General features: G+C 68.9%; 12 protein-coding genes and 1 riboswitch. Of the genes, 11 read left to right on the top strand and 1 reads right to left on the bottom strand.

The annotated features are described in order from the left end of the window. Positions 1–147 precede the first annotated feature (147 nt). Positions 148–1,401: an aspartate--tRNA(Asn) ligase gene (gene aspS / locus DMH01_RS01475; RefSeq protein ID WP_199745328.1), complete on the top strand. Its 1,254-nt coding sequence runs from the start codon at positions 148–150 to the stop codon at positions 1,399–1,401. Positions 1,402–1,453: 52 nt separating this feature from the next. On the opposite strand, the gene DMH01_RS01470 is transcribed toward aspS, so the two are convergent. Next, positions 1,454–1,978, bottom strand: coding sequence for a general stress protein (locus DMH01_RS01470; RefSeq protein ID WP_125673321.1), 525 nt, complete (start codon positions 1,976–1,978; stop codon positions 1,454–1,456). Between the two features lie 228 nt (positions 1,979–2,206). Here DMH01_RS01470 and DMH01_RS01465 point away from each other — a divergent pair, with 228 nt between their 5' ends. The 10 genes from DMH01_RS01465 to lipA all read left to right on the top strand — a co-directional run bounded on the left by DMH01_RS01465 (position 2,207) and on the right by lipA (position 14,034). Then, on the top strand, positions 2,207–3,571 hold the full coding sequence (locus tag DMH01_RS01465) for a glutamine synthetase family protein (protein ID WP_199745327.1): 1,365 nt from the start codon (positions 2,207–2,209) through the stop codon (positions 3,569–3,571). After that, entirely contained in the window at positions 3,552–4,265 is a 714-nt protein-coding gene (locus DMH01_RS01460) for a gamma-glutamyl-gamma-aminobutyrate hydrolase family protein (protein ID WP_125673320.1), read from the top strand. The genes DMH01_RS01465 and DMH01_RS01460 overlap by 20 nt, the downstream gene beginning before the upstream one ends. Then, on the top strand, positions 4,262–5,623 hold the full coding sequence (locus tag DMH01_RS01455; RefSeq protein ID WP_125673319.1) for an aldehyde dehydrogenase: 1,362 nt from the start codon (positions 4,262–4,264) through the stop codon (positions 5,621–5,623). The genes DMH01_RS01460 and DMH01_RS01455 overlap by 4 nt, the downstream gene beginning before the upstream one ends. 2 nt (positions 5,624–5,625) lie before the next feature. Next, complete coding sequence (locus tag DMH01_RS01450) at positions 5,626–6,393, top strand: 3-oxoacyl-ACP reductase (RefSeq protein WP_125673318.1); 768 nt, start codon at positions 5,626–5,628, stop codon at positions 6,391–6,393. A gap of 286 nt (positions 6,394–6,679) precedes the next feature. Then, positions 6,680–7,054 carry a hypothetical protein gene (locus tag DMH01_RS01445; RefSeq protein ID WP_125673317.1) on the top strand — a complete coding sequence of 125 codons (375 nt, stop codon included), beginning with the start codon at positions 6,680–6,682 and terminating at the stop codon, positions 7,052–7,054. 146 nt (positions 7,055–7,200) lie between these two features. Continuing rightward, a riboswitch (glycine riboswitch) is annotated at positions 7,201–7,294 on the top strand. A gap of 145 nt (positions 7,295–7,439) precedes the next feature. Then, on the top strand, positions 7,440–10,271 hold the full coding sequence (gcvP, locus tag DMH01_RS01440) for an aminomethyl-transferring glycine dehydrogenase (protein ID WP_125673316.1): 2,832 nt from the start codon (positions 7,440–7,442) through the stop codon (positions 10,269–10,271). 8 nt (positions 10,272–10,279) lie between these two features. Continuing rightward, positions 10,280–11,371, top strand: a complete 1,092-nt coding sequence (gcvT, locus tag DMH01_RS01435; RefSeq protein ID WP_125673315.1) for a glycine cleavage system aminomethyltransferase GcvT — start codon at positions 10,280–10,282, stop codon at positions 11,369–11,371. 17 nt (positions 11,372–11,388) lie between these two features. Next, the gene (gcvH, locus tag DMH01_RS01430) at positions 11,389–11,766 is read left to right on the top strand and encodes a glycine cleavage system protein GcvH (RefSeq protein WP_125673314.1); all 378 of its coding nucleotides are present in this window, start codon (positions 11,389–11,391) and stop codon (positions 11,764–11,766) included. Between the two features lies 1 nt (position 11,767). Further along, positions 11,768–13,036 (top strand): serine hydroxymethyltransferase, encoded by a 1,269-nt coding sequence (gene glyA / locus DMH01_RS01425; protein WP_125673313.1) that lies wholly within the window; start codon positions 11,768–11,770, stop codon positions 13,034–13,036. Beyond that, the gene (lipA, locus tag DMH01_RS01420) at positions 13,033–14,034 is read left to right on the top strand and encodes a lipoyl synthase (protein ID WP_125673312.1); all 1,002 of its coding nucleotides are present in this window, start codon (positions 13,033–13,035) and stop codon (positions 14,032–14,034) included. The genes glyA and lipA overlap by 4 nt, the downstream gene beginning before the upstream one ends. Positions 14,035–14,038 lie beyond the last annotated feature (4 nt).

Below are 14,038 nucleotides of genomic sequence, written 5' to 3'. Positions count from 1 at the left end.
CGTCCGCGCCCCATGCCCCGCCGTCCGGCCCTCGTCACGGGCCTTCGAGGCCGCCGTTCCCTGGCGGCGGCGAAAGTGCGGTGGTACCGCGAGTTCCCTTCTCGCCCGCACTCCCAAGGGGTCGCGCACATCCGTACAGGAGTTGTGATGATCTCACGTGTCCTCGCCGCCGACCTGCCCCGGCACGTCGGCGGCCGTGTCCGCATGGCCGGCTGGGTGCACCGCCGGCGCCGCCTGAAAACCGTCACCTTCCTGGTGCTTCGGGACCGTTCCGGACTCGCCCAGGTCGTCCTCGCCGAATCCGGTGGCCCGCCTGAGGAAACAGTCGTCGAGGTCGAGGGGCTCGTCACCGCGAATCCGCGGGCGCCGGGCGGCCTCGAACTCACCGAGCCGTCCGTCAGGCTGCTTTCCGAGCCCGCCGAACCACCGCCGTTCGACCTCTACCGGCCGTCGGTTCCGGCGGCGTTGCCCACGGTGCTGGACAACGCCGCCGTCGCGCTGCGGCATCCGCGGCTGAAGGAGGCTTTCACGGTCGCGGCGGCGAGCGTCGCCGGGTTCCGGTCGGCATTGGACGGACTCGGGTTCACCGAAACCCATACGCCCAAGATCGTTTCGTCGGCCACGGAATCCGGTGCGAACGTCTTCGGCATCGACTACTTCGGCAAGCGGGCCTTTCTGGCGCAGTCGCCCCAGTTCTACAAGCAGGCCCTGGTCGGGGTCTTCGAGCGGGTCTACGAGGTCGGCCCGGTCTTCCGCGCCGAACCGCACGACACCGCGCGGCATCTGGCGCAGTACACCAGCCTCGACGCCGAACTCGGTTTCATCGACGGCCACCACGACGTCATGGCGGTGCTGCGGGAGGCCATCGCCGGGATGGCCGCCGCGGTTCCGCAGGCGGAAGTCGTGGTGCCCGAGGAGATTCCGGAGATCCACTTCGCGGAAGGCCAGGAGCTGATCGCACGGCTGTCGGAAGAGGACCCACGTGGTGAGCTCGACCTCGCGCCCGCGCACGAACGGCTGCTTTCGGACTGGGCGCTGCGCGAACACGGATCGGAATTCCTGTTCGTCACCGGCTATCCGATGGCGAAGCGGCCGTTCTACACGCATCCGGACCCGGAGCGGCCCGCCTACTCCCGCAGTTTCGACCTGCTCTTCCGCGGGCTGGAACTGGTGACCGGCGGGCAGCGGCTGCACCGGCACGCGGACTATGTCGCCGCGCTGGCGGCGCGCGGTGAGCCCACCGAGCCCTACCGGGACTACTTGTCCGTCTTCGCGCACGGGATGCCGCCGCACGGCGGGTTCGCGCTCGGTCTCGAACGCTGGACCGCTCGGTTGCTGGGGCTGCCCAACGTCCGTCAGGCGACGCTCTTCCCGCGCGACCTGCACCGCCTGACCCCGTAAAAGCCGCGAGCCGGCACCTCGTGGTGAGGTGCCGGCTCGCGTGGGATGAGGCTCAGTGGGTGAACGCGCTCCTGGCGGCCAGGTCGGCCAGCAGGGCGCGGCCCTTCTCGGCGTTGCGCGGCTGGGCCAGGACGTCGTAACGCCGGGCGACCAGCTGGCTCTGCGAGATGAACCCGCGCTTGTTCTTCGATGCCGCGTACCCCAGCGCGCCGAACAGCAGGTTGAACCCGATACCGCCGACGAGGCCGACGAGGATCGGCACCAGTCCGGCGCCCGGGTTCAGCAGGCTCAGCACGAGGCCGAGGAACATACCGAACATCGCGCCCGACAGCGCCGAGCTGGTCAGCACCTTGCTCCAGCCCATCCGTCCGGCGATCCGCTCGACCAGGACCGGCTCGACCCCGACGATGGTGACGTCCGTGATCGGGAAGTCCGTTCCCGCGAGGTGGTCGACGGCACGCTGCGCTTCGGAGTACGACTCGTACGAGCCGATCGGCCACCCACTGGGCATCGTCGGGAGCTGAGCCCGCCCCTGGGGCTCGGTGAACGTGGTCTGCTGCGTGAATGCCTGTGTCATTCCTTCTCACCTCTCTTGATCCGTACAACGTTCCGGGTGTGCGGATCTCCTCCCGGTGCGGCGGGATTCACAGCATCTTCTCAGCCGGGCATCGCAGACAATCCGCCCAGGGATCAACTACGGTGCGCAATGGGTAACGAACTAGACCTTTGGCCGAGTTGACCGCGTCGGGTCGACCCGGTAGGAAGAAGCCGCAAAGGTACCGCATCGAACCTTTAGGTGAGGCTGATGGCGAACAGGCGCGGCATGCTCACGCTGGATCGGCTCCGGGAACTGGTCGAGGACGGCACCGTCGACACGGTGCTGGTGGCGATCACCGACATGCAGGGCAGGCTGCAGGGCAAACGCTGCGCCGCCGAGTACTTCCTCAACGAGGTCGTCGAGCACGCCACCGAAGCGTGCAACTACCTGCTCGCGGTCGACGTGGACATGAACACCGTCGACGGCTACGCGATGTCGTCCTGGGAGACCGGCTACGGCGACTTCGTCATGCGCCCGGACTTCGGCACGCTGCGCCTGCTCCCGTGGCAGGAGGGCACCGCGCTCGTCCTCGCCGATCTCGAACGGGTGGAAGGCGGCGCCGTGGCCCCGTCGCCGCGCCAGATCCTGCGCGGTCAGCTCGACCGGCTCGCCGCACGCGGTCTCACCGCGTACGTCGGGACCGAACTGGAGTTCATCGTCTTCGACGACACCTTCGAGTCGGCCTGGGACAAGCGGTACCAGGACCTGCGCCCGGCCAATCAGTACAACGTCGACTACTCGATGCTCGGCACCGCGCGGATCGAGCCGCTGCTGCGCCGTATCCGCAACGACATGGGCGGAGCGGGTCTGTACGTCGAGTCCGCCAAGGGCGAGTGCAACCCCGGCCAGCACGAGATCGCGTTCCGCTACGCCGACGCGCTGACCACCTGCGACAACCACAGCGTCTACAAGACCGGGTCCAAGGAGATCGCCGCGCAGGAGGGCAAGAGCCTCACGTTCATGGCGAAGTACAACGAACGCGAGGGCAACTCGTGCCACATCCACATCAGCCTGCGCTCCGCCGAGGGCGCGCCCGTCCTGGCGGGTGAAGGCCCCGGCGGGTTCTCGCCGCTGATGGAGCACTTCCTCGCCGGCCAGCTCGCCGGGCTGCGTGAGCTGACCTACTTCTTCGCGCCGAACATCAACTCCTACAAGCGTTTCGTCCCCGGGAGCTTCGCGCCGACGGCCGTCGCGTGGGGCACCGACAACCGCACGTGCGCGCTCCGCGTCGTCGGGCACGGGGACTCGCTGCGCACCGAGAACCGCGTCCCCGGCGGCGACGTGAACCCGTACCTCGCGGTGGCCGCGCTGATCGCGGCCGGGTTGCACGGCATCGAGAACGAACTGGAGCTGGAGCCGGAGTTCCAGGGCAACGCCTACGGTTCCGGCAAGCCGACCGTGCCGACGACCCTGCGGGAGGCCGCGGCGCTGCTGGACGGGAGCGAGCTCGCCAGGTCCGCCTTCGGGGACGAGGTCGTCGACCACTACCTGAACGCGGCGAAGGTCGAGCTGACCGCGTACGACGCCGCCGTCACCGACTGGGAGAGGATTCGTGGCTTCGAACGGCTCTGAGCCCCTGATCGGGCTCACCTCCTATCTGGAACCGGCGAAGTTCCTCGTCTGGGAGACCGAAGCCGCGCTGCTGCACCGGGTCTACGTCGACGGGATCGTCGCGGCGGGCGGCGTCCCGGTCCTGCTGCCGCCGGTGAGCGGGGCGCACGATCGGCTGATGTCCGCCGTGGACGGGCTCGTGCTGGTCGGCGGCGCCGACGTCGACCCGGCGCGCTACGGCCAGGAGCCGCATGCGACGACGTACACGAGGCCGAACCGCGACGCCTTCGAGTTCGGCCTGTTGCGGTCCGCTTTGGACAGTGGCAAACCGGTGCTGGGCGTGTGTCGCGGGCTGCAGGTGCTCAGCGTCGCGCTCGGCGGCACGCTCGCGCAGCATCTGCCGGACACTTTGGACAGTGGGGATCACCAGCCCGCGCCGGGGATCTTCGGCACCACTACGGTGAGGCTCGCCGAGGGCAGCCGCGTCGCGTCGATCCTCGGCGCCGAGACCAAGGTGCCGTGTTACCACCATCAGGCGATCGACAGGCTCGGCGACGGGCTGGTCCCGGTCGGCTGGGCCGCCGACGGGACCATCGAGGCGGCCGAACTGCCCGGCGACGGGTTCGTCCTCGGCGTCCAATGGCATCCCGAACAGAATCCCGACGACAGCAGGCTTTTCGAGGCCCTCGTAGAAGCAGCTAAGGAGCGCGCATGACGTTCGAGGTGATCAACCCCGCCACCGAAGAGGTGGTGAGGTCGGTCGAGCCGACCTCGGCCGAGGAGACCGACGCGGCGATCGCCCGCGCGCACGCGGCGTTCCCCGCGTGGCGCGCGGTGGCTCCTGGCGACCGGGCGCGGCTGCTGCGCCGGTTCGCCGACGCCGTCGACGCCGACATCGAGAACCTCGCCCAGCTGGAGGTCGCCAACGCGGGCCACACGATCGGCAACGCGCGCTGGGAAGCGGGCAACGTCCGTGACGTGCTGACGTACTACTCGGCGTCCCCCGAACGGTTGAGCGGTAAGCAGATCCCGGTGCCCGGCGGCGTGAACATGACGTTCCACGAGCCGCTCGGCGTGGTCGGGGTGATCGTGCCGTGGAACTTCCCGATGCCCATCGCGGGCTGGGGGTTCGCGCCCGCGCTCGCCGCCGGGAACACCGTCGTGCTCAAACCCGCCGAGCTCACCCCGCTGACCGCCATCCGCCTCGGCGAACTCGCCCGTGAGGCGGGGATCCCCGAAGACGTCTTCCAGGTGCTTCCCGGCAAGGGATCCGTGGTGGGGCAGCGCTTCGTGGACCACCCGGCGGTGCGGAAGGTGGTGTTCACCGGCTCCACCGAGGTCGGCAAGCAGATCATGGCCGGCTGCGCCGCGCAGGTGAAGCGGGTGACGCTGGAACTCGGCGGCAAGAACGCGAACATCGTCTTCGCCGACGCCGACCTGGACAAGGCCGCGGCGACCGCGCCGTACGGCGTCTTCGACAACGCCGGGCAGGACTGCTGCGCGCGGTCGCTGATCCTGGTGCAGTCGAGCGTGTACGAGAAGTTCATGGAACTGCTGGAACCCGCGGTGAACGGCGTCGTCGTGGGGGATCCGCGGCTGGAAGTGACCGAGATGGGCCCGCTGATCTCGGCGGGGCACCACGCGAAGGTGTCGTCCTATGTGGATGATGCGGCGCCGGTCGCCTTCCGGGGCAACGCGCCCGTCGGCCCCGGATACTGGTTCGCGCCGACCGTCGTCACCCCGCCGGACCTGCGGCATCCGCTGGCGTCGGACGAGATCTTCGGCCCGGTCGTCGCCGTGGTCCCGTTCGCCGACGAGGCGGACGCGGTGACCATGGCCAACCACACCGAGTACGGCCTGTCCGGCTCGATCTGGACCCGCGACGTCGGCCGCGCCTTCCGCGTCGCGCGCGGCGTCGAAGCCGGGAACCTGTCGGTCAACTCGCATTCGTCCGTCCGGTACTGGACGCCGTTCGGCGGGTTCAAGCAGTCCGGGCTGGGTCGGGAACTCGGTCCGGACGCCGTCGACGCCTTCACCGAGACCAAGAACGTCTTTATCAGCACGGAGGAATAGGAATGGTTCAGCGTTTCGAGGGCCGCGTCGCGGTCATCACCGGCGGCAGCAGCGGCATCGGCCTCGCCAGCGCGCGGCGGCTGGCGAGCGAGGGCGCGAAGGTCGTCATCGGTGACATCTCCGCCGAGGCGGGCAAAGCCGCGGCCGACGAGGTCGGCGGCCTGTTCGTGCAGGCCGACGTCACCGACGCCGAGCAGGTCGAGGCCCTGTTCCAGACCACTGTGGACACTTTCGGCTCGGTCGACGTCGCGTTCAACAACGCGGGCATCTCCCCGCCCGAGGACGACTCGATCCTCACCACGGGCATCGACGCGTGGGAGAAGGTGCAGAAGGTCAACCTGACGTCGGTGTACCTGTGCTGCAAGGCGGCGCTGCCGCATATGCAGCGGCAGGGCAAGGGTTCGATCGTCAACACGGCGTCGTTCGTCGCGGTGATGGGCGCGGCGACGTCGCAGATCTCCTACACCGCGTCCAAGGGCGGGGTGCTGGCGATGAGCCGGGAACTGGGCGTGCAGTTCGCGCGGGAGAACATCCGGGTCAACGCGCTGTGCCCGGGTCCGGTGAACACGCCGCTGCTGAAGGAACTGTTCGCGAAGGATCCCGAACGGGCCGCGCGGCGGCTGGTGCACGTGCCGGTCGGGCGGTTCGCCGAGCCGGAAGAGATCGCGGCGGCCGTCGCGTTCCTGGCGAGCGACGACGCCTCGTTCATCACGGCTTCGCAGTTCCTGGTGGACGGCGGGATCTCGGGCGCCTACGTCACCCCGCTCTGACCCCATGCGTTTAGTCCTCTGAATGCGCTGAAGTACATGATGGCCCCCTTCCTTGCGCCTAGGTACAGGAAGGGGGCCTTCATGTACTCGGGCCGGCCGTCGCGCTCGGTCCGGGAGCCGAAGGACGCTTTCCCCGCGTCTCGTGCGGTGAAGGGCCCTTTCGCCTCGCGTGGCCCTCCCTGTCACTCGTCCCGGTGGCTGGGATGGCGGGCCGCTGACCAGCGCTGTAGTCCTGAGAAGCGGGACCGCCCGGTTCCGCGATCCGAGAGCGCGGGAGGCCCGACGAATGACCCGGCAGATGAGCACCGCCATGCGTGACTGCATCGACCTGTGCAACGAGTGCCACGTCAGGTGCGAGGAGATGATGACGCGCTGCATGGAGATCGGCGGCGCGAAGCTCGGGATGATGATGGTGACCTGCGCGGACATGTCCCGCATGTCCGCCGACATGATGATGCGCTGCTCCGCCATGGTCGCCGACCTCGAGATGATGCGCATGTGCGCGAAGACGTGCGGCCTCGCCTCCCAGATGATGCGCATGTGCGCCCAGGAGTGCGCCAAGACCGGTGACGCCGAGCTCGCCGACGCCGCCGACATGATGATGCGGTGCGCCGAGCTCTGCGGCACCATCACCGCCGAGATGATGATGGAGAACGCGTAACTCGCGTGATCGGGGCCGTCACTCGCGTGCTTGAAGGCGTAACTCACGAGTCACGGCTCTGAGCACGCAAGTGACGTGCTCGGCTGGAAGTAGACGCGCGCTGAACACGCCAGGTACGGTGTGCGCACAACTTCAGACAGGGCCGTCGAGCTGGAGCGGGAGAGCCCCCATGAACGTGGTGGGGCACCGAAGGAGCAAACTCCCCGGAATCTCTCAGGTACCCACTACCGCTTCACGCGAGGCCACTCTGGAAAGCAGGCGCGCAAGTGCGTCTCACCCAAGGTGAAAGCCACCCCGTTCACGGGTGGTGAAACTCTCAGGTGCCATGACAGAGGGGGAGTTCCCAGCGCACCGGTCTATCCGGCGCCTGACCCAAGGAGCTCCCTTGACCAGTACGTCCTTCGACGACAAGCACATCGGCCCCTCGGAGTCCGAGCAGGCCAAGATGCTCGCCGAGGTCGGCTACGGCAGTCTCGATGCCCTGGTGCAGGCCGCCGTGCCGTCCGCGATCCGGGTCACCCGCGACCTCGAACTTCCCCCCGCCGCGTCCGAAGAGGACGCCATCGCGGAGCTTCGCGCGCTCGCCGCGCTCAACAAGCCGATGACGCAGATGATCGGTCTCGGCTTCCACGACACGGTCACCCCGGCGGTCATCCGCCGCAACGTGCTGGAGAACCCGGCCTGGTACACGGCGTACACGCCGTATCAGCCGGAGATCTCGCAGGGCCGTCTCGAAGCCCTCCTCAACTTCCAGACCATGGTCTCCGAGCTGGCCGGTCTCGCGACCGCGAACGCCTCCCTGCTCGACGAGTCCACCGCGGTCGCCGAAGCCGTCATGCTGATGCGCCGCGCGTCGAAGGCGAAGTCCAACAAGGTCGTCCTCGACGCCGAGTGCCTGCCGCAGACCATCGCCGTCGTCCGCACCCGCTGTGAAGCCATGGGCGTCGAGGTCGAGGTCCGCGACCTGCTCACCGGCCTGCCGGAGGAGTTCTTCGGCGTCGTCGTCCAGTACCCGGGCGCTTCCGGTGTACTCCGCGGCGCGGGCTTCTACTCCGCCATTTCCGAGACCGCGAAGGCCGCCGGCGCGCTGTACACCGTCGCCGCCGACCTGCTCGCCCTCACCCTGATCACCGCGCCGGGTGAGTTCGGCGCCGACATCGCCGCCGGTTCCACGCAGCGCTTCGGCGTCCCGCTCGGGTACGGCGGCCCGCACGCCGGGTACATGGCCGTCCGCGCCGGGCTCGAGCGCTCGCTGCCGGGCCGCCTGGTCGGGGTCTCGGTCGACGCCGACGGCAACCCCGCGTACCGCCTCGCCCTGCAGACGCGTGAGCAGCACATCCGCCGCGAGAAGGCGACCTCCAACATCTGCACCGCGCAGGTCCTGCCCGCCGTGCTCGCCGCGATGTACGCGGTCTACCACGGCCCGGACGGACTCAAGCGCATCGCGACCCGCGTCCACGGGCTCGCCGCCGGCCTGGCCGACGCCCTCCGCACGGCAGGCGTGGAGGTCGTCCACGAGGGCTTCTTCGACACCGTCCTCGCCCGCATGCCCGGGCAGGCCGAAGCGGTCGTCGCGGTCGCGCGCGAGAACGGGATCAACCTCGGCCCGGTCGACGCCGACCACGTCCGCATCGCCGTCGACGAGGTCACCACGCCCGCGATCATCGCCAAGGTGCTCAACGCGTTCGGTATCGACGCCCCGGCCGCCGACACCAGCGCGCTGCCCGCCGGCCTCGGCCGCGAGAGCGACTACCTGACCCACGAGGTCTTCCACTCGCACCGTTCCGAGACCGCGATGCTGCGCTACCTGCGCAGCCTGTCCGACCTGGATTACGCGCTCGACCGCGGCATGATCCCGCTCGGCTCCTGCACGATGAAGCTCAACGCCACCACCGAGATGGAGCCGATCAGCTGGCGCGAGTTCGCGGGCATCCACCCGTTCGCCCCCGCTGACCAGGCCGAGGGTTACCACGTCCTCGTCGAGCAGCTTTCCGGCTGGCTGGCCGAGGTCACCGGCTACGACAAGGTGTCGCTGCAGCCGAACGCGGGCAGCCAGGGCGAGCTCGCCGGCCTGCTCGCGATCCGCGCGTACCACCACGCCAACGGCCAGGCCGAACGCGAGGTCTGCCTGATCCCGTCGTCCGCGCACGGCACGAACGCCGCCTCCGCGGTCATGGCCGGGATGCGCGTCGTCGTGGTGAAGTGCACCGCCGAAGGCAACGTCGACCTCGACGACCTGCGCGCCAAGGTCGAGGCCCACCGCGACACGCTGTCCGCGATCATGGTCACGTACCCTTCCACGCACGGCGTGTACGAGCACGGTATCGACGAGCTGGCCAAGATCGTCCACGACGCGGGCGGCCAGGTCTACGTCGACGGCGCGAACCTCAACGCCCTGCTGGGGCTCGCCAAGCCGGGTGAGTTCGGTGGCGACGTTTCGCACCTGAACCTGCACAAGACCTTCTGCATCCCGCACGGTGGCGGCGGCCCCGGCGTCGGCCCGGTCGCGGTCCGCGCGCACCTCGCGCCGTACCTGCCCAACCACCCGATGCTGGAGAAGGCCGGCCCCGAAACCGGCGTCGGCCCGATCAGCGCCGCCCCGTACGGCTCGGCGTCGATCCTGCCGATCTCGTGGGCGTACGTCCGCATGATGGGCGCGGGCGGGCTCACCGCCGCGACGCAGGTCGCGGTCCTCGCGGCGAACTACGTGGCCAAGCGCCTCAACCAGCACTACCCGGTGCTCTACACCGGCCAGGACGGCCTGGTCGCGCACGAGTGCATCCTCGACCTGCGCGGGCTCACCAAGGAGACCGGCGTCAGCGTCGACGACGTCGCGAAGCGCCTGATCGACTACGGCTTCCACGCGCCGACCATGTCGTTCCCGGTCGCGGGCACGCTGATGGTCGAGCCGACCGAATCCGAGGACCTCGGCGAGATCGACCGCTTCATCGCGGCGATGATCGCCATCCGCGCGGAGATCGACGCCGTCGCACAGGGCAAGTGGGCCGCGGACAACAGCCCGCTGCGCAACGCCCCGCACACCGCCGAGACCCTGGTCGGCGACTGGGACCTGCCCTACGACCGCGAACTGGCGGTGTACCCCGCCGGAGTGAATCGCAAGGCCAAGTACTGGCCTCCAGTGCGCCGCATCGACGGTGCGCGCGGGGACCGTAACCTCGTCTGCTCCTGCCCGCCGCTCAACGCCTACGAGAACTGAGGCACTTGATGTCGAAAGAGACGTCCCTGCACGGAGTCCACAAAGGACTGGGTGCGCTGTTCACCGATTTCGCGGGCTGGTCGATGCCGATCCGCTATGCCAGCGAACTGGCGGAGCACAAGGCGGTCCGCGAGGCCGCGGGCCTGTTCGACCTGTCCCACATGGCCGAGATCGAGGTGACCGGCCCGCAGGCGGCCGCGACCCTCGACTTCGCCTTGGTCGGCAACCTGTCCGGCGTGAAGCCGGGCCGGGCGCGCTACACGATGATCTGCGACGAGAACGGCGGCGTGCTGGACGACCTGGTCGTCTACCGCCTCGCCGACGAGAAGTTCCTGGTCGTGGCCAACGCGGGCAACGCGGACGTGGTCGCGGCGGCGCTGGCCGAGCGGGTCTCGGGTTTCGACGCGGTCGTCGAGAACAAGTCCGAGGACGTCGCGCTGATCGCCGTCCAGGGCCCGAAGGCCGTCGAGATCCTCGGCGCCGTCACCGACGCCGACCTGGGCGCCCTCAAGTACTACGCGAGCGTCCCGGCCGTCGTGAAGGGTCACGACGTTCTGCTCGCTCGCACCGGCTACACCGGCGAGGACGGCTTCGAGCTGTACGTCCCGGCTGGTGAGGCTCCCGCCGTCTGGCGCATCCTGACCGACGCCGGCGAGCCGCACGGCCTGCTCCCGGCCGGCCTCGCCTGCCGCGACACCCTGCGCCTCGAAGCCGGAATGCCGTTGTACGGCAACGAACTCAGCCTCCAGCTGAGCCCGTTCGAAGCCGGCCTCGGTCGCGTGGTCAAGTTCGAGAAGCCGAACGACTTCGTCGGCAAGGCCGCGCTCGAGGAGCTGTCCAAGAAGAACGTTCCGCGGGTCCGCGTCGGGCTCAAGGGCTCCGGCCGCCGCGCCCCGCGTCACGGTTACACCGTCCTGGCGGGCGAGACCGAGATCGGCGAGGTCACCAGCGGTGCCCTCTCGCCGACCCTGGGTTACCCGATCGCCATGGCCTATGTGGACCGGGAGCACTCCGAACCCGGCACCGAGCTTTCCGTCGACATCCGGGGCCGTATCGAGCCCGTCGAGGTCGTCGCCCTGCCCTTCTACTCCCGCGCCTGAAAGGCCCCCGAATCACCATGAGCATCCCCCAGGACCTGAAGTACACGAAGGAACACGAGTGGCTGAGCGTCGCCGACGGCGTCGCCACCGTGGGCATCACCGCCTTCGCCGCCGAGTCGCTCGGTGACATCGTGTTCGTCCAGCTTCCCTCGGTCGGCGACACCGTCACCGCGGGCGAGGTGTTCGGCGAGGTCGAGTCGACCAAGTCGGTCAGCGAGCTGTACGCACCCGTGGACGGCGAGGTCGTCGAGGTGAACGAGGCCACAACGGACACCCCCGAGCTCATCAACTCGGACCCGTACGCCGAAGGATGGCTCCTGAAGGTGCGTCTGTCCGGGGACGTGCCGGCCCTGCTCGACGCCCAGGCGTACGCCGTCCTGACCCAGGAGAACTGACATGTTCAATGCTGCCCTGTCCGAAGTGGACCCCGAGGTCGCCACCGCCGTCGCGGCCGAGCTCGACCGGCAGCAGTCGACCCTGGAGATGATCGCCTCGGAGAACTTCGCCCCGGTGGGCGTGCTCGAGGCGCAGGGTTCGGTGCTGACCAACAAGTACGCCGAGGGCTACCCCGGCCGCCGCTACTACGGCGGTTGCGAGCACGTCGACGTCATCGAGCAGCTGGCGATCGACCGCGCGAAGGCCCTGTTCGGCGCCGAGCACGCCAACGTCCAGCCGCATTCGGGCGCGCAGGCCAACGCCGCCGCCATGGTCGCGGTGCTCAACCCCGGCGACACCATCCTCGGTCTCGACCTCGCCCACGGCGGGCACCTGACCCACGGGATGAAGATCAACTTCTCCGGCAAGCTCTACAACGTCGTCGCCTACCACGTCGACAAGGAGACGGGGATCGTCGACGTCGAGGAGATCGAGCGCCTCGCCAAGGAGCACAAGCCGAAGCTGATCATCGCCGGCTGGTCGGCGTACCCGCGTCAGCTCGACTTCGCCGAGTTCCGCCGCATCGCCGACGAGGTCGGCGCGAAGGTCATGGTCGACATGGCGCACTTCGCCGGTCTCGTCGCCGCGGGCCTGCACCCGAGCCCGGTGCCCTACGCGGACATTGTCACCACGACCACGCACAAGACCCTCGGCGGTCCCCGCGGCGGCATCATCCTGTGCCGCCAGGAACTCGCCAAGAAGATCAACTCGGCGGTGTTCCCCGGCCAGCAGGGCGGTCCGCTGGAGCACGTCATCGCCGCCAAGGCCGTCGCGCTCAAGATCGCCGCGAGCGAAGAGTTCCGCGAGCGTCAGCAGCGTGTGCTCGAAGGCGCGAAGATCCTGGCCGACCGCCTTTCGCGCACTGACTGCACCGAAGCCGGTGTCCGCGTGCTGACCGGCGGTACCGACGTGCACCTGGTGCTCGTCGATCTGGTCAACTCCACTTTGGACGGTCAGCAGGCCGAAGACCGGCTGCACTCGGTCGGTATCACAGTCAACCGCAACGCCGTCCCGTTCGACCCGCGTCCGCCGATGATCACCTCCGGCCTGCGGATCGGCACCCCGGCGCTCGCGACCCGCGGCTTCGGCGCCGAGGACTTCGCCGAGGTGGCCGACATCATCGCCGAGGCGCTGCGCCCGGACTTCGACGAGGCGCTGCGCCAGTCGCTGTCCGCCCGGGTCGAGCTGCTGGCCAAGAAGCACCCGCTGTACGCGGACCTCAACCGATGAGCGCGGTCCCCGAGGGGCGCAAACTTCTCCGGCTCGAGGTCCGCAACGCGCAGACCCCGATCGAGAAGAAGCCGCCGTGGATCAAGACCCGCGCGCGGATGGGCCCCGAGTTCACCGAGCTCAAGGGGCTGGTCAAGCGTGAAGGCCTCCACACCGTGTGTGAGGAGGCCGGGTGTCCCAATATTTACGAATGCTGGGAGGACCGTGAGGCGACGTTCCTGATCGGTGGGGATCAGTGCACGCGGCGGTGTGACTTCTGTCAGATCGACACGGGCAAGCCGGCCGAGCTGGACCGCACTGAGCCGCGCAAGGTGGCGGAGTCGGTGCAGGCGATGGGTTTGCGGTACTCGACGGTGACCGGTGTCGCGCGTGACGATCTGGAAGACGGTGGCGCGTGGTTGTACGCGGAGACCGTGCGGCAGATTCACGCGTTGAACCCCGGCACCGGTGTCGAGCTGCTGATCCCGGACTTCAACGCCGACCCCGACCAGCTGGCCGAAGTCTTCGGCTCCCGCCCTGAGGTGCTGGCGCACAACGTCGAGACGGTGCCGCGGATCTTCAAGCGGATTCGCCCCGGTTTCCGGTATGCGCGGTCGCTGGAGGTCATCACGAAGGCCCGTGAGGCCGGTCTGGTGACGAAATCGAACCTGATCCTCGGCATGGGCGAGACCCCGGACGAGGTCGCGCCCGCGATGAAGGACCTGGTCGACGCGGGCTGCGAGATCCTGACGATCACCCAGTACCTGCGGCCGTCGCCTCGTCACCATCCGGTGGATCGGTGGGTCAAGCCGGAGGAGTTCGTCGAGCATTCGAAGGCAGCCGAAGCGATGGGCTTCGCTGGTGTGATGGCCGGGCCGCTCGTACGCTCGTCTTATCGGGCCGGGCGTCTGTTCGCGCAGACGAAGGCCCACCGCGGCGAAGCATTGTCGGAGAACTTGGCCCATCTCGCCGCCGAAGGGCCCGCGGCCCAAGAAGCCAGCTCCTTGCTGGCCAGATAGGAAG

It is taken from the genome of Amycolatopsis sp. WAC 04182, assembly GCF_003947465.1.
Classification (GTDB): domain Bacteria; phylum Actinomycetota; class Actinomycetes; order Mycobacteriales; family Pseudonocardiaceae; genus Amycolatopsis.
This window is presented reverse-complemented; position numbering and strand designations above follow the sequence as displayed.